15 protein-coding genes and 2 pseudogenes are annotated in these 15,872 nt (G+C 32.4%); 10 read left to right on the plus strand and 7 right to left on the minus strand.

Annotated elements, in window-relative coordinates:
• Positions 1-196 precede the first annotated feature (196 nt).
• Complete coding sequence (locus CN288_RS26550; RefSeq protein WP_098303517.1) at positions 197-1,081, plus strand: hypothetical protein; 885 nt, start codon at positions 197-199, stop codon at positions 1,079-1,081.
• Positions 1,082-1,277: 196 nt separating this feature from the next.
• Entirely contained in the window at positions 1,278-1,475 is a 198-nt protein-coding gene (locus CN288_RS26555) for a DUF3955 domain-containing protein (RefSeq protein ID WP_098303518.1), read from the plus strand.
• A 228-nt stretch (positions 1,476-1,703) separates the two neighbouring features.
• Here the strand turns inward: CN288_RS26555 and CN288_RS26560 are convergent, their stop codons facing one another.
• A complete protein-coding gene (locus CN288_RS26560; RefSeq protein ID WP_097850469.1) occupies positions 1,704-2,144 on the minus strand; it encodes an Lrp/AsnC family transcriptional regulator in 441 nt (146 codons plus the stop codon).
• 122 nt (positions 2,145-2,266) lie between these two features.
• Here CN288_RS26560 and CN288_RS26565 point away from each other — a divergent pair, with 122 nt between their 5' ends.
• Both CN288_RS26565 and CN288_RS29145 read left to right on the plus strand, forming a co-directional pair.
• Positions 2,267-2,689, plus strand: coding sequence for a carboxymuconolactone decarboxylase family protein (locus tag CN288_RS26565; protein ID WP_098303519.1), 423 nt, complete (start codon positions 2,267-2,269; stop codon positions 2,687-2,689).
• Between the two features lie 351 nt (positions 2,690-3,040).
• Positions 3,041-3,265: pseudogene (locus tag CN288_RS29145) on the plus strand (hypothetical protein); the annotation flags it as partial.
• Positions 3,266-3,409: 144 nt separating this feature from the next.
• On the opposite strand, the gene CN288_RS26575 reads toward CN288_RS29145, so the two are convergent.
• The 3 genes from CN288_RS26575 to CN288_RS26585 all read right to left on the minus strand — a co-directional run bounded on the left by CN288_RS26575 (position 3,410) and on the right by CN288_RS26585 (position 6,393).
• Positions 3,410-4,846 carry an IS4 family transposase gene (locus tag CN288_RS26575; RefSeq protein WP_098161125.1) on the minus strand — a complete coding sequence of 479 codons (1,437 nt, stop codon included), beginning with the start codon at positions 4,844-4,846 and terminating at the stop codon, positions 3,410-3,412.
• 103 nt (positions 4,847-4,949) lie between these two features.
• Positions 4,950-5,660 carry a class I SAM-dependent methyltransferase gene (locus CN288_RS26580; RefSeq protein WP_098102131.1) on the minus strand — a complete coding sequence of 237 codons (711 nt, stop codon included), beginning with the start codon at positions 5,658-5,660 and terminating at the stop codon, positions 4,950-4,952.
• Between the two features lie 493 nt (positions 5,661-6,153).
• On the minus strand, positions 6,154-6,393 hold the full coding sequence (locus CN288_RS26585; RefSeq protein WP_303745785.1) for a site-specific integrase: 240 nt from the start codon (positions 6,391-6,393) through the stop codon (positions 6,154-6,156).
• Positions 6,394-6,754: 361 nt separating this feature from the next.
• Between CN288_RS26585 and CN288_RS26590 the strand changes: the two genes are divergently transcribed.
• The 5 genes from CN288_RS26590 to CN288_RS26610 all read left to right on the plus strand — a co-directional run bounded on the left by CN288_RS26590 (position 6,755) and on the right by CN288_RS26610 (position 11,368).
• Complete coding sequence (locus CN288_RS26590) at positions 6,755-7,477, plus strand: response regulator transcription factor (RefSeq protein WP_098303521.1); 723 nt, start codon at positions 6,755-6,757, stop codon at positions 7,475-7,477.
• Positions 7,474-8,868: a sensor histidine kinase gene (locus tag CN288_RS26595; protein WP_098303522.1), complete on the plus strand. Its 1,395-nt coding sequence runs from the start codon at positions 7,474-7,476 to the stop codon at positions 8,866-8,868. The genes CN288_RS26590 and CN288_RS26595 overlap by 4 nt, the downstream gene beginning before the upstream one ends.
• 86 nt (positions 8,869-8,954) lie before the next feature.
• Complete coding sequence (locus CN288_RS26600) at positions 8,955-9,869, plus strand: ABC transporter ATP-binding protein (protein ID WP_141528021.1); 915 nt, start codon at positions 8,955-8,957, stop codon at positions 9,867-9,869.
• Entirely contained in the window at positions 9,869-10,609 is a 741-nt protein-coding gene (locus CN288_RS26605) for an ABC transporter permease (RefSeq protein ID WP_098303524.1), read from the plus strand. The genes CN288_RS26600 and CN288_RS26605 overlap by 1 nt, the downstream gene beginning before the upstream one ends.
• A gap of 12 nt (positions 10,610-10,621) precedes the next feature.
• Positions 10,622-11,368 (plus strand): ABC transporter permease, encoded by a 747-nt coding sequence (locus CN288_RS26610; RefSeq protein WP_098303525.1) that lies wholly within the window; start codon positions 10,622-10,624, stop codon positions 11,366-11,368.
• Between the two features lie 169 nt (positions 11,369-11,537).
• Here the strand turns inward: CN288_RS26610 and CN288_RS26620 are convergent.
• Both CN288_RS26620 and pdxR read right to left on the minus strand, forming a co-directional pair.
• Positions 11,538-11,888: pseudogene (locus CN288_RS26620) on the minus strand (IS6 family transposase); the annotation flags it as partial.
• Positions 11,889-12,021: 133 nt separating this feature from the next.
• Positions 12,022-13,413, minus strand: a complete 1,392-nt coding sequence (pdxR, locus tag CN288_RS26625) for a MocR-like pyridoxine biosynthesis transcription factor PdxR (protein ID WP_176527749.1) — start codon at positions 13,411-13,413, stop codon at positions 12,022-12,024.
• 110 nt (positions 13,414-13,523) lie between these two features.
• On the opposite strand from pdxR, the gene CN288_RS26630 reads away from it, so the two are divergent.
• Complete coding sequence (locus CN288_RS26630) at positions 13,524-14,429, plus strand: DMT family transporter (protein ID WP_098303527.1); 906 nt, start codon at positions 13,524-13,526, stop codon at positions 14,427-14,429.
• Positions 14,430-14,703: 274 nt separating this feature from the next.
• Here CN288_RS26630 and CN288_RS26635 read toward each other — a convergent pair whose 3' ends face one another.
• Entirely contained in the window at positions 14,704-15,453 is a 750-nt protein-coding gene (locus CN288_RS26635) for a class I SAM-dependent methyltransferase (protein WP_098303528.1), read from the minus strand.
• Between the last annotated feature and the right edge of the window lie 419 nt (positions 15,454-15,872).

Raw genomic sequence — 15,872 nt, forward strand, 5'->3', positions numbered from 1 at the left:
CGGGGATTTATGAAATCCTACATACAGCGGAGGGAACAGAAAGCTGGCAAACCCTTGATATGAATGTATTCCTGAGATTTGATTACTGCTGATAATGTTGCGTTATGTTAACCTTCCATGAATGGAATATACATCCAATTTTCACAAAAAATCAGTTATTCCAAATGATACAATAAAAAAAAGGGGGCATTTATTCATGGAAAAGTTACAAATCTTGTTTGATAGCTCAATCCAATCGATAACAGAGTTACATCCTGGATATGAAAATCACGCAAGTAATGTATTGTTAATTAAGACGGAAACCGAGGAAGTCATTGTACGTTCCTCACAAATGATTCAAGAACCTCATAATGACTTCTGGTGGGGATGTAAACAGTTATTTGGGATTGATCCTCGAAATGTATTTCATTTAGAAGTCATTAATAACTCCTTAGCGGAACTAAGTTCATTTCCTGTACCAAGGGTTCTACGAAAAATGACTATAGATAATAAGGAATACGTAGTAGTAGAAAAGTTAAGTGGGCATACGATACATACTTTTTTGAATCAACCATCTTCTATATTAGAAAGCTTAGGAAAAGGATTAGCACTCATCCATCAAAAAAACTTTAATTACATAGGTAATCCATTAGGGACTCATCAAACATCTATTTATGATTTTCACAGTACGCTTATAAATATAATGCAACAGCTAACTGAGAGATTTTATAACAATAATCAAAAAATACCAGAAGTTCTTCCTGAAATGGAATTGTTATTAAAAAAGATTCCTACCCCAACAGAAAGTAATTTTATTTTAGTCGATATGGATCCTACACAATTTTTAAGCAATGGAACTGAAATTACTGGATTAGTAGATACAGAAGCTTATGCTGTAGCACCTAGAGAGTTAGATTTTATTGCCTTAGAATATGTATTGGATAAGAAGAGTGCTGAAGACTTTATTAGAGGATATATATCTGTGCGGGATATTCCTGATTTAACTTATGTTAGAAAACCATATAGATATTTATATCGTTTGCTATCAGTTCAAGGTTCTGTTGGTATTGAAGAATGGTTAAACCATCCGACATATTTTTAAAAACAACTTCCGGTAACGATCATTATGTAAATAATGATCGTTATTGGAAGTTACTTAGAATCTCCTGTTCATACCTTACAAATGTGTAAGCTTTTTGTCATGTATTTGAATAGTACTAACTAATACGATGGGACTATAATACTGAGTATAAAGTAATTATTGGACGTTAAATGAACGTACAGACGGAGGAATTAAAATGAAAAAATATATGTTATCTTTAATGCCACTTATCGTAGGAATCGGATGTTTAGTTAGTTTTAATATGATGGGTTCTAAAGTCGCGGCTGACGGAACTCTTGTAGAACCATTTTATTTATTACCAATGGGTTATTCATTGATAGCTATCAGTATCATTAGTTTTTTTGTAAGTAAAATGAAAAAAGTTAATAGATAAAAAAAAGAATCTTATCTTAAATAAGGTTCTTTTTTTTATGGGGTATCGTTTTGAAAATAAGCTTAGCGTACAAAATTTTCGAAATGTTGGCGGTACCCCATGCCCATCAAGCTAATATTTTTAATTACCCCCAAAACAAAAATTTTATGCATCGTTGACTACTGATAATGATAGCTTAAGTTAACTAGATGATAGTTGGACAGGTTAGTTAAACAACCATTATAAAAGTCAGTCTGAATTGATTCTTAATTTCGTCTGGACCTGAGAAAAAATGAAATGTGTTACAGTATGGGCATATGGATTTACAGCTTCAATGAATTCTTCTGCTTTAGAAAAAGTGTCGAATTGCATTTTAAGCATATAACAAGCGTTTCCAGCAATTCGATAACAAAACTCTACATTTGGCAGACCCTCAATATATTTCTTAAAAGAATTATAGTCTCCGTTTTTAACAGTTGCTTCTATTATACATTGGATAGGAAGTCCTAATTTTTCATAATCGACTTCTAAGGTGTACTTCTTTATTATTCCGAATGACTCCATTTGTCTTACCCGTTCTGTTATAGATGGAGAAGACAAATTGATTCTTCTTCCAAGTTCACTCATTGATAATCGACTATTTTTGCTTAATTCTTCTAATATTTTTTTATCAATATCATCTATTTTCATTTTTAAGGAAAATCCTCCTATTTTCATTAATTTGTTGAAAAATTAACAGGAAACTGATTTCAAATTTAATGTGATGGAATAAATTTATTTGATATTATAAATATTACCAGGAGGTATTAACTATGACAAGAATTAATGAATCTAAATTCGGAGAGACCCCTTTTCAAAAACTTTTAGGACATAACAAAGATGTATTGAACGGATGGACTCAATTGGGAGAAGTTTTGGAGAAAGATGGGCATTTATCCTCTCAGTTAAAAGAACAAGTAAGGAGAACTTTAGCACAAAGTAATGGTTGTGAGTATTGTAAAGCAAAAGGAAAACCTGAACCCCATTTATTCAATAATAAAATATCTATTGCAGTTGGCTTTGCAGAAGTGTTTTTAAAGCAACAAGGGGATATATCAGACGCTACGTTTAATGTTTTGAAAGAGTATCTTTCTGACGTAGAAATTAGTGAACTATGTGCGTTTATTACGTTTACTACTGCTTCACAGTATTTTGGCGCAATGTTAGCTTTAAAACCGCCCCAGGAAGAGGTTTAGAAATGGAGAAATACTCTACATGGAAAGAATATTTTTATGCTATTGTTAGAGCTATTATAATATATAAATAAGTAAACTATTTATTGTACTACCATGCAAGAACAGTAAATATTCCATGATCTGATGCAATCCAAACGAGTTGAACATCGCTCCCCTAATGAATTAACGTTTATAAATATGTAAATTGTTGTCTTAACTTCACAATTTGTATATTTATTACTGTTTTGTAGTGTGAATATCTTAATAGAATGAATTATGGACATTCATAATTCATTCTATCACTCTTAAAGTTTAATTCACCTTGTGAAATGAATTTTTTATAAACCTAGGAAATGGAGGTTTTGGTCAGAAATGAAATTACAACGCACTGATGATATAAATTTGGAAGCATCCGAAATTCAAACGCAATCTTCTACTGGTATTTGGAAACTTGTTGTCCTGGCAATGGGATTTGTAATGGCAACACTTGATACTACAGTGGTAAATGTCGCAATTGCAGATATTCAAAACTCCCTTGAAATTAGTTTTACTGGAATCACCTGGGTTGTTGATGGCTATATTTTGACATTTTCCTCTTTTTGGGGTATAGCCGCATGCCCATCAACTTAAGAACGAAAGCAGAGTGAATTTTCGTTCATATGAACGAAAAAACTCTTAAAATACTTTGTATCCTTAAAAATGAGCATACTAAATAAACCTCAAGCAGCCAAATTTCAAAAATTATGCAGCTTTCTTTTGTTTTTTTAATCCATTATACTCATAGACAACACCTAAAATATCAAAGACAGTTTTCTTCTCATATCTGTGAGATTTCCGTCCATTCTTCTGTAGGAGGTGGAACAGACGGATAAGAACCTTTGTTATCTCTTGGGTGTTTTGTTGTATGGCTTGATACAAGATGTGTAAATGATCTTTAACCATTCCAATTGCTTTATATTCACTTAATTCTTTTTGTTTCTTTTGTAAAATTAATTGTCTCATCTTAAACATAGTAGAAGAGCATAGAAAAATGGCAATGAGTTTTCCATAAACATGACATTCTAATCGCTCTTGTTTGATATTTTTCCAATGATGAATTTGAAATAGAGATTTCCAAGTTTTAAAGATGATTTCTATTTGCCAGCGGAGAGAGTAAAAATCATGTATTTGTTCCATCGGAACAATCTCCCAAGGCGTATTGGTAACATATATGTTCATGCCAGCTAATCGTTTGCTTTTTTCTGAATACGTAATCCCTTTTTTACTTTCCGTATACACTTGTTTTTTCATACGCTCACGAAGTTGTTTTTCTGTTAATCGATACATAATCACCCTAGTAAATAGTTTTTTATCCTTTCCAATATAAGCATCTTTGATTTCATAGATCTGTCCGGGTTTTAAGGTATTCATAATGTGTTCTAAATCAACTTTGATGTACTGAGACTGTTTTTTTACTGTCCCATTTCGAAAGTATTCAGGAAATTCATTTTTGATATATACCATATTGTTTAATTTGAGCCTTGATATATAATACACGCCACGTTGGTCCATTTGATCTAAATCATCCAGTGAATAATAGCCTAAATCTCGAATACATAGGTCTCCAGGACGTAATGTTGCTAAACACTCTGTGCCAAAGGTTTTATCATTATTTTTCCCTGGTTCAACTTGAAAATTTAAGAACTGGCCACTATGTAAATCATATTCTAACTGAATTTTTAAACCCGCTGTTTGTGCACAACCACCTGATCCTGGATATACATTCGCTAAATGTTTTGGCACTTGAAAAATCGTTGCATCTAAAATACGAATTCGTTGAAAATAAGCGATTGAAGAGTTTGGAATCACTGATGTTTCACAAATTTTATTTTTTAATAATGCAGAGAAAATATGTTTTAAGAAGCAAACTGCTTTTTTATTGAATCGCCTATTAAGTCCTTCTGGACTCATAAGAGTTCCTGTAACAGCATGAAGTTGACTACACAATCGTACCAAAGAATCATTCGCTACCCGTTGACTAATCCAGACACAGATAGCAGCTAAATCATGACCTAAAAATTTACGCTTTCGTTTTACAAAAGCTAGTTTTCTAGCAAGCTTTTCTAAAAATGAAGGAGTAAGATGTTGATGTAATTCTTCAGCAAATAATTGTAGTTCACCTTGAATCGAAAGATTCATAAAAAACGCCATCCTTTCTGTATATTTCTACAAAAAGAATAACGTTTTCTATGAATTATGGGTATAAATTCCTCTTAGATTGATAGTAATGTATGGTGGCCCCTTATAGATTATTTTTTCTCACAGCATATGTGATTGCATTTGTTTTTAATAAAACAAACTTTTCATTTCGCATAATTTTATATTCGAGCGGTTTTACTATGATGCTCAATACTTCCCAACCATCATATACTTTTCTCAATTTATTCAGCATTTCTTCTGTTGGAATGTTTATCTCCATTAGTGCATCCAATTTCTTATTGGTATCCATATCAATTTCCTCAACTTCAGAATTTACAATGATACAATTTATTCCATTGTACTTTGTTCCGTCTGCCATTCGTTGAACAACTTTTTCAAATACCTTTTCTGATTGGACATGTTCTAAACTTGAAACCGCAACAATGAAATCGAAGTTATTAGGTTTAATATCATAGTTTCCTATATCAGCTTTTTCAGTTTGGATTACTTCTTTAACTTCATATTCCTCACTGTATTGATTTAATTTTTGCAAAGCAGAGTCTAATAAATCAACACACACAACTTTACCACCACTTTTTTTTATAGCTTGAGCCAATGGGATACTATTTCTACCCACTCCAGAACCTAAATCAAGCACACTAAGATCGTCTTTTCCTTCAAACAATGGAATTAGATCTATTACCGTTTTTACAGGTTTATGTAGCCACGAACCTTCTTCAAACAGTTTATAATTATCATAACAATAGTCGTGATATTTTTTCTCCTCTTTTCTTATAAATTCAATTCTGTTCATTGTTTTTCCTCATTTCTAAAATTATGTATTCTATAAATTACTGTAACAGATTTAATATAACTTTTTGAACATCTTATCTTGTTACTTAAAGAAAGAATGATCAACAATATATACATGTGAAATTGACATCACGACTCATTATTGGTAGTATCCAAAAAAATCTCATTTCTTATCTTTTTTCAGATAAGAAGTGAGATTTTTTGTTTTGGGGGGCGACTTGATTTCTTAAGTTGATGGGCATGGGGTATAGCCGAGATACATGTAATTTTGAGTCATAGGTTTACTTTTATTTCTAAACATAATCAAATCGGGGGGTTCTCTATTATTCTCGAACCTATTATCACACACCCTAATCATACAATTGAAACGAAGTCTTTTCAGTAGCTAACTAATGGATGATTAGGGTTAACCCTTAATAGACAAATCACCTAATAAAAATAGACAAAATGATGTTTATACGCTCAACAAATCACATCTGGAAATATAAGTAAGTCTATGACCTATTTTTACACGTATCTCGGCTGTACCCCGTCTTGGCGTTGAGCATCTTAATATTTTTTAGAAAACTAACATACTCCAACACATTTTGACGATACAAATTTGTTAAATCTCTATCATATGATTCTTTAAACCACCTTATGTACTGCTTAAGATCCAATGTGTACCCCTTAATTGTATTTATACTTTTCCTTTCCTGTTCCAGATAAAAAGAAAATCTTTCTACTATATCCATATCCTCACTCCTTTCTATAAATTGTGTTGCATAAGTAATCAGCGAGTTTATTCTAAATTGTGTTGCGTTACAACCATAGATTCATAGTAATTATAGCACCTAATACAACACAATTAATATTGTGTTGTATTAGATAACGCATGTTTAATTTGAAATTTTCATAAAAGGAAAACCAAACATGTACTTACAGTTAAAAAATAAACGAACTCATATCGAAAAAATGATACTTCTCCCCTAAAATAAGTGGGAAAACTTTCAAATTACTATTCTACTGTAGAATAAAAATGATACATTAATAATTAAGGTAATACGGTTCACTATTTAATTTTAAATTATTTAGAAAGATATTGAGGTGCAATAGATGATACATAATATTTCAGATGTTTATACAAAAAAAATTCTTATAGTAGATGATGAAAAAGAGATTTTAAATTTGTTGGAAGCAGTTTTAGAGAAAGAGGGGTTTCAACATATTTATACGTGTACAACAGGAGAAGAAGGAATACGCATGTGTAAGCAAGTACAGCCAGATCTTATCATATTAGATATTATGCTTCCAGATTTAGATGGATATAGTGTTTGTCAGCAAATTAGACAGTTTACATTCGTTCCAATATTCTTCTTATCGGCGAAAAATGAAGATTTAGATAAAATACTTGGATTAAGTATAGGTGGCGATGATTACATTACAAAACCTTTTAGTCCGAAAGAAGTAGCATATAAGATGAAAGCATTTTTTCGACGCAATCAATATCAAGAAAAGGCTCGGATTATGTATCAGTTTGGAGACATTACGATAGATGAGGCACAAGGGACAGTGTTAAGGGGTGATACATTACTAACTTTAACAGCAAAAGAATTTAATATATTACTATTTTTAATAAAAAACCCAAATCAAATTTTTAGTAAGGCCCGCTTATATGAAGCTGTCTGGGGCGAAACATATCTGGGGAATGACAATATTATGATGGTACATATGAGACATTTAAGAGAAAAAATAGAGGATAATCCTTCCAAACCTCATTACCTTGTAACAGTAAGGGGACTCGGATATAAACTTAATACAAAAGGTGATGCAAGATGAAGTGGAAGGTCACGAGACTATATATTACCTCATTAATAGGATTAATTATGTTTATCCTAATCGTTCAATTTTTTGCTTTTAGTTATTTGGTATTTACTTACAACCGTGAGGGAGTGGACGATCCAGAAGGCTCAGTATTAGCTTTTCAAAAAGAAATCACAGTAGAAAATGGAAGTATTTCTATAACAAATAAAGGGAAAAAATTTTTGCAAGAACATAGAGCATGGTTACAAGTATTAAATCATAATAGTGATGAAGTATTTCAAATGTATAAGCCTAAAAATACACCAACTCACTATACTCCGAGTGATTTGATTTTACGCTATAAGTACGATATTGGGAATTATACAACGTTTGTGGGTAAGTTAGATAAAAGTACACAAGTAGAAAGTTACATTGTCGCTTTCCCGTCAAACCAAGCATTGCGAAAATCTGTCTATTTGAACTTCAATAATTTATCTAGCTTCTATCCATATGGGGTTTTAATGTTAATAGGAGTAACAGTAGTTTGTATTTTATTATTTGCTTACATTGTGGCAAGGTATATGTCAAAACCTGTTGTCATGATAATTGAACAAATTAATAAATTAAAAAAAGGACAATATAAACAAGTACCGGAAGAAAAGGGAATCTATGCAGAGGTGTATACAAATCTGAATCAGTTATCACATCAACTAAAGGATATTAACGTTCAAAGAAAAAGACTAGATACGATGCGAGCAGAATGGATTATAAACATCTCTCATGATTTAAAGACTCCGCTTTCTTCTATTAAAGGCTATAGTGAAGTTATAGGGAATCCAGAGTATAAAATTACTGCACAAGAAATGTACCAATATGCAGAAGTAATTCAAAATCAATCAATTTATATTGAAAAATTGATTGATGATTTAAAACTTACATATCAATTGAAGAATGCGTTGTTACCTATCCATAAAACTACAGTAGATATTGTGAATCTCACCCGAGAAACAATTATTGAATTTATGAATATGCCTCAATATGAGAATCGATTAATTGAATTTGAATGCCCTGAGGAAGAACTAATTATAAAAGCAGATCAGGGATTAATTCAACGTGTCACAGTAAACTTATTGAATAATGCGCTCATTCATACTGATGTTAAAACATTAATACAAGTTTGTATAAAACAAACATCCGGATACACCATAGTTACGATTGAGGACAATGGTGACGGAATAAATAAAAATGATTTACCACATATTTTTGATCGATACTTCCGTGGTACAAATACAGATCCAAAAAGTGGTTCAGGTTTAGGAATGGCAATTGTAAAGGAAATCATCGTAGCTCACGGTGGAGAAATTGCAGTAGAAAGCACCAAAGGAAACGGTACTAAAATTACATTTCAGCTTCCGTTAGAAAATTAAGCTAAACTTAAGGTAAGCTCAATTCAAGATTAAGCAAGAACTTTCATAATAGATGATAGCTTAATCAAGAAAAAGAGGTGCCAATAATGGGAACATATATCGTTGAAACAGAAGATTTGACAAAGACATATGGAGCTGTAAATAGTGTGAATCAATTACAAATGCAAGTTGGTAAAGGTGAAATCTATGGATTCCTAGGCCCAAATGGGGCTGGAAAAACGACGACAATTAGAATGTTACTGGGATTAATCAAACCGACTACAGGTAATATTAAGGTATTCAATCGAGATTTAAAAACAAATCGAATTGATATTTTAAAAGAGGTTGGCTCTCTTGTTGAATCGCCATCTTATTATGGACATTTAACAGGTCATGAAAACCTAGAAGTAATTCGGCAAATGTTACAAGTACCAAAAAAGAATATTGATGAGGTATTGCGTATTGTTCGATTAGAGAAACAAAAAGATAAACTAGTTAAGCAATACTCACTTGGAATGAAGCAACGCCTTGGCATAGCAATGGCACTACTTGGGAATCCAAAATTGTTAATTTTAGATGAACCCACAAACGGATTAGACCCTGCCGGGATTCAAGAAATTCGTGAACTCATTAAACAACTGCCAAAGCAATATGATATGACAGTTGTTATTTCTAGTCATTTGCTAAATGAGATGGATCAAATTGCAACACAAGTGGGCATTATTAATAGTGGACAGCTTATTTTTCAAGACAAAATTGAAGTGTTACGTAAAAAAAGTCAGGCATCAATGAAAATACGTGTAAATGATGTAGTAAAGGCACATCAAATTTTAGAACAGCATCAAATTCATCTTAGACTTGAAGGTGATTGTCTTGTTACGCATCAACAAGAAGATTACCTTATTTCCCACATAAATCATTTATTAGTACAGCACAATATATCAGTGTATAGAATTGAAGAAGAGAAGCATACGTTGGAAGAAATATTTCTAAGCTTAACAGAAAAAGGTGGTGTTTTATAGTGATTGCTGCCTTAAGAAGTGAATTATTGAAACTAAAAAGAAAGAAATTATTTTTAGTGGTATTTTTGATACAGTCTTTAGCATTACTTTGGTTATTTGCTATTGTGTCACAAGAAAAAAAGGAATTTCTAAATTGGGAGTCTCTTCTTGCAAGAGTAAGTATGATAAATGCATTATTTTTACCTATAATGATTGCGACAATTACATCTCGAATAATTGATTTTGAAAATAAGGGGAACACCTGGAAGCTATTGTGTGCAATTCCCAGATCTAGGCAGCTAGTATATATAACCAAAATTATCTTTAGTATCTTTTTTCTTGTATACGCAGGGATAATTACTATTTCTGTAATTATATTAATAGGAAAAATTTTTAATTTTGAAAGTGAAATTCCGGTGATATTATTACTGAAATACGGTTGTTTTACCATTATAGGATGTATTCCAATGGTTATTTTGCAACTTTGGATATCATTGGTAGTGAAAAATCAAGTATTTGCTTTAACGGCAGGTGTAATCGGCTCATTTCTTGGGTATTTCGGGCAGATGGTTCCTTGGAATACATGGATAATTTGGAGCTATTCATCTCTGACAAATCCAATTTCTTGGGCATTTTCCAATGGGAAAATAGTGTTTTTCCCAAACCAAGGAGTCATGATGAATCTTTTGTTAAGTTTAGGTGTTAGTTTATTATTTATCATTCTTAGCACTGCTCATTTTTCGCAAAAAGATATTCATTAGGAGGATGCAGATATGTTATTAAGCTCATTTCGATGCGAATTATTAAAATTAAAACGTTCAAAAATATGGATTGTAATGACATTCATTCCGCTTATTTGTATTGCGCTTGGACTCATAAATTTTCAAGTAAACTACGATGTTTTAATGAAAGTCTCAACAAATGAGTGGGAGAAAGCTTGGACACAAGTTGGATTAATTTATGGGTTATTTTTATTTCCTGTTGTAGTAAGTATTTATTGTGCATTTGTATGCCGCTTTGAACATAGCGAGGGAAATTGGAAAAAAATCATCTCTTTACCAATTCCATTTCGATATGTGTACATGGCAAAGTTATTAGTAATCTTTATGTTAACTTTATTGACACAAGTATTTTTTTTAATTGCTTATATCTTAATTGGTAAGCTACTAGGTATTACAAGTCCTATTCCTTGGATTTCATTATTAAATTGGTCATTCAATGGATGGATTGGTACATTTTCAATTGCTGCGCTACAATTATTTCTCTCATCTTCTATAAAAAGTTTTGCTGTTCCAGTTGGAATGAGTTTTGGTTTTACATGTATAGGAATGATATTTCATTACTTAAATATCGGGTATATATGGCCATTTACGCAACCAGGATTAGCAATGGACCCTATTCATCTAGAAGGCTTGCAGACTTTCTTTCAGTTTAGTAGTTTTTATGTCTTAAGTTGCTTATTTGTTATTATATTTACTTTTGTTGGAGTTCGAAGATTTACAATAAAAGATATTATATGAATAGAAGTACAGCGAAATTATTGAAATATTAGGGGACAGAACAGATAAAATTTCTAGGTAAAATATGTGCATTAATAAAAGAGCTAACTTTACTTTTGATAGGGTAAAATTGGCTCTTTTTATCGTGGCTTGCTTAGCGTGGTTTTTTTCCGGAATGCTGGCGGTACCCCATGAAGGCATAGGCAGCCTGATGATCCCGTTTTTTACGAAATTGAATATCCAATGTGTGCCCTTCTTTATCAATCGCACGATATAGGTAACACCATTCTTCTTGAACTTTGATATAAGTCTCATCCAATTTCCAAGATAAATGTAAATGCTTATTTTTCTTCTTCCAAATTTGATAGACCAGGTGTCCGTATTCATGAACCCAGCGCATGATGGCTGTAGGATGAACTGAAACACCACGTTCTTTCAGAATTTCAGAGACATCACGATAGCTTAAAGAAAAACGACAGTAATAGCCAACGGCTACTAAAATAATATCTTGTTTAAACTGCTTTCCTTTAAAGTATCCCATCTATGATTCTCCTCAATCCATTTTGCAAAAGTTTAGCTTACTTTTAAAAACTTTGCAACAGAACCCTTGACGGCGATGTATGATGATCCCTAATAGGAAGAACGAAAAAAATTTTTTAGGGAAAAAATCAAGATTACAACCAAATTTTTGCTAATTGAGAAACTCCTTCTATTATCTTTTTTTCACATAAATCACCCAATCCAAGTTGAATATGCGGATATTGTGGTATATATTTCGAGAAATATTTTGAACAAGGATAAACTACAATTCCGTGTTCATATGCCCTTTCAATTAGCATTTTTTCACTCATTTCTGTTTTTACTTCAATAATAACGAAAATTCCGGAGCTACCACCTTTTATTTCAACATAATTCTTAAAATGTTTTAATAATTCCCTATTCAATAGATTCATTTTACGTTTATACAAAGCTTTCATCTTCCTTAAGTGTGAGTACCAATATCCTTCATTCATAAAGATCGCCAGTGTTCGCTGATGAATAGATGAGGATGTTTGCTCAAGCAAAGGGAGTATCTTTTTATATTCACTTATTAGCCTCCTAGGCAAAACCATATAACTGACACGGATGGAGGGTAGCAGTGCTTTTGAAAAAGTTCCTAAATAAACCACCCTATCATTAGAATCTAAACTTTGAAGAGACGGTATAGGTTGATGGATGTATCGAAATTCACTATCATAATCATCTTCAATAATATATCCTTCCACCCTTTTTGCCCATTGAATTAACTTTAATCTTTCATTGACGGGGATAGTCACTCCATATGGAAAGTGATGAGTAGGAGTGACATATAAAAGTCTAGAAGGCGATTTTAAAAGGAGATCGACTTGGATGCCTTGTTCTTTTACCGGGATTGGATCAATGATAAATGATTGAAGAACAAAAAGTTCCCTTGCCACATTATATCCAGGGTCTTCTACTGCCAGATAATGATAGTCTTGCTTTAGCAACAGCGACAAAAGTAATAACAAGTGCTGTGTGCTACTGCCAATAATAATTTGTTCTGCAGAAGTATTAACTCCTCTTGATTGAAACAAGTAATCTGCTAGTACCTTCCTTAATTTAATGTCGCCTTGTTTTTCTCCGTATGAAAACATGCTAGAGTCTTTAATGATTTTGTTTGTAAGCATTCTCCATTTTTTCAAAGGGAAGTTCTCTTGATCCACTGTCCCAATCTTAAAGTCAATAGTATTCATGGCAGCATGATTTGTTTCATGATGCTGTTCTCTAATGGGTTCATAATTAAGTGTCTCATCCGATATAGTAGCCTCTACAAAAAATCCCTTTTTGTTCTCACTTCGAATATATCCTTCCGATTGCAGTTGTTCATAGGCTACTTGAGCTGTGTTTCTGCTGACCTCTAATTGGATAGCAAGTTGTCTAATCGATGGCAACTTTGTACCCTTTTCTAATTTACCAGATAAAATCTGAGTACGTATGTATTGATAAACTTGTTGGTACATAGGAGTGTTACTTTCTCGATTGATATTAAATATTAGTTCATTCATCATTGTAATACCTCATCTGTCATTTGCATTTATTGTAAACTGTACCTTTTAGAAATGACAGTATAAATGAATAATGAATTTAGAAAAAAATTTGATTTGGGAGAAAACTCATGACAATATTTATGTACATATTTTGTTTGATTGTATGGGGACTCAACTTTATTGCAGTAAAAATTCAAGGAACTCCTGTCAGCTTAGAATTATCCTTAACTTATCGTCTAGTTATGACAGCCTTTTTATTTTTGATTCTTGTTTGGTTCCTTCGACCAAGAGGGATGCCAACAAGAAAAGATATCCCATTTGTAATAGTTTTTGGTGTATGTAACTTTGCATTAAGCTATTTATGTCTTTATTACGCCACAATTTTGAGTTCTGCAGCAATCGTAACATTGGTTTTTTCATTAAAGGTGATTTTGACCCCAATTACCCTTCGGATTTTTTTAAAAGAAAAGTTACATTCACGCGTTTTGGTTGGGGGGATTTTTGGTGTATTAGGCGTATGTATTCTCATCTATCCGAATTTGAACAACTTTCAAGGGTCCAATGACATAAAAGGAATTATGGTTGCGATCTTAGGTACGCTTCTTACAGCAGTAGGTGATGCCAGCTCGGCACGAAATGCAAGTCACAAGGTGAATCCTATCTATGCAAATGCCATTGGATTTACAATGGGCAGTATATTGATGGGAGTAATTGTATTATTTCAAGGACAAGAATTTATATTTCCAACATCGTTTTCATATTTATTTATGTTGCTATATTTAACTCTGGTTGCTTCATTTGTAGCATGGCTATTCTATTTGAAGCTAGTAGAAAAAATTGGAGGAGCTCGAAGTGGCTATATGGTTGCACTTTTCCCGGTAATTGGAGGAATAGCTTCCGTTTTAATCGGTGAGTCAGATCCATCATTGTATTTGTTTGCTGGCTGTTTTTCTAGCTGTATTGGCGCTGCTATCGCATTAGGGTTTAGAACTCGGAAGCAAGTTGCGAAATTACCTCTAAAAAGAGTTAATTAAGAAGGAATAAGGGTTGTGAACTTGAAAATAGAGCTCATTTATTTGGTATGCAAAACTTTAAAGAGCTTATACTGGATCTTTAGAAAAAAGAAAAATCTCAAGTGAAATTAAACTTATATACTCTTAGCTTGATGGGCATGGGGTACCGCCAGTATTCCGGAAAAAACCACGCTAAGCAAAAATACAATAAGCTGCCCATATGGACAGCTTATTTACATAATTATTGATATCGGAAGTACATAAAGTCGGTTTATTTAGCGTTTCATAAGAAGAATTACTTATTAGCTATAATCAAGAATCTTTTAGAATTTGTACGAATTCCTTTATTAGTTCGATTGTTTTCAATAAAATTGTTCAGAATATCAAAGTCCTCTTTCTTCTGACCAAAATTAGGGATGGTGGGCGTATGTTTAAGCAAGAAGATAAGATCTTCAGGTCTTTGATAATACTCAATAGCATTGTAATCAAAGGAGTGAATTTCAACAAAACCTGCTTTTTCTAATTCTTGAATGTATTTATCTTTTAATGTTCCATCAATTTCTCCGAAAGATTGTCCTCGACCAAATGCTTGTTTTAAATTCAATTTATCGGCTTCACTTACTTGCTGTGTTAGAAACGTTCCCCCTTCTTTTAATACCTTTGCCACTTCTAGTGCAATAAAAGGAGCATGACAACTGGAAATTACATCAAAAAAATCGTTAGGGAATTGCAAATCCTCTGATGCCATTTGTATAAATCGAACATTGGCAACACGCGATTTTTTTAAATTTGATTTGGCAGTTTTCATCATACCATTAGAACAATCTATTCCAACTAGCAACAATGCCGAAGATGCAATACGTAGTATATTCTCACCGCCACCTGTACCAATATCAAGCAAAATACTATTTGGCTTACAAGCTTGTTTCACTTTTTCGTAAAAATTCCACTGTACTCCTATTGAATTGCTCTTTATTTTACTGAAATCCCAACCATTTATTTCTCCAACTCTATCATAAAAGTTTTTATATTCTAATTCATTCATTTTAAAATCCACCTTTCAAATGTAAAAAACCAAGTCACATAACAGTGCCTTGGTTTCATAACTAAAAATGACTCCCTGCACTGTTCTAAGTTTTAGTTTTCAGAAAAAGGGCAGACTCCCCCCTTGATAGCTGGTACGCGTTTTTTCCAGCCCGAAAACTAATTACTTCGAACAATACGGAATGACATTCAATTCACCTCATTTGAAAGAATACATTAAGTATAATTGATAAATTAGTAACTGTAAAAATATATCTTTTCTTTTTCAATTGAAATTTCTCATTCTTTGAACAAGGAACAGTGTATATCCTATACACGACCAGTTAACATAACGTCTCATTATCAGCAGTAATCAAATCTCAAGAATCCATTCATACCAAGGGTTTGCCAGCGCTGTATATAGGATTTCATAAATCCCCG

The sequence above is a fragment of the Bacillus sp. AFS023182 genome (genome assembly GCF_002560575.1).
GTDB lineage: Bacteria > Bacillota > Bacilli > Bacillales > Bacillaceae_G > Bacillus_A > Bacillus_A arachidis.

Coding starts and splice junctions, on each gene's coding strand:
- CN288_RS26550 (WP_098303517.1), top strand. CDS start 197: ATGGAAAAGTTACAAATCTTGTTTGATAGCTCAATCCAATCGATAACA.
- CN288_RS26555 (WP_098303518.1), top strand. CDS start 1,278: ATGAAAAAATATATGTTATCTTTAATGCCACTTATCGTAGGAATCGGA.
- CN288_RS26560 (WP_097850469.1), bottom strand. CDS start 2,144: ATGAAAATAGATGATATTGATAAAAAAATATTAGAAGAATTAAGCAAA.
- CN288_RS26565 (WP_098303519.1), top strand. CDS start 2,267: ATGACAAGAATTAATGAATCTAAATTCGGAGAGACCCCTTTTCAAAAA.
- CN288_RS26575 (WP_098161125.1), bottom strand. CDS start 4,846: ATGAATCTTTCGATTCAAGGTGAACTACAATTATTTGCTGAAGAATTA.
- CN288_RS26580 (WP_098102131.1), bottom strand. CDS start 5,660: ATGAACAGAATTGAATTTATAAGAAAAGAGGAGAAAAAATATCACGAC.
- CN288_RS26585 (WP_303745785.1), bottom strand. CDS start 6,393: ATGGATATAGTAGAAAGATTTTCTTTTTATCTGGAACAGGAAAGGAAA.
- CN288_RS26590 (WP_098303521.1), top strand. CDS start 6,755: ATGATACATAATATTTCAGATGTTTATACAAAAAAAATTCTTATAGTA.
- CN288_RS26595 (WP_098303522.1), top strand. CDS start 7,474: ATGAAGTGGAAGGTCACGAGACTATATATTACCTCATTAATAGGATTA.
- CN288_RS26600 (WP_141528021.1), top strand. CDS start 8,955: ATGGGAACATATATCGTTGAAACAGAAGATTTGACAAAGACATATGGA.
- CN288_RS26610 (WP_098303525.1), top strand. CDS start 10,622: ATGTTATTAAGCTCATTTCGATGCGAATTATTAAAATTAAAACGTTCA.
- pdxR (WP_176527749.1), bottom strand. CDS start 13,413: ATGAATGAACTAATATTTAATATCAATCGAGAAAGTAACACTCCTATG.
- CN288_RS26630 (WP_098303527.1), top strand. CDS start 13,524: ATGACAATATTTATGTACATATTTTGTTTGATTGTATGGGGACTCAAC.
- CN288_RS26635 (WP_098303528.1), bottom strand. CDS start 15,453: ATGAATGAATTAGAATATAAAAACTTTTATGATAGAGTTGGAGAAATA.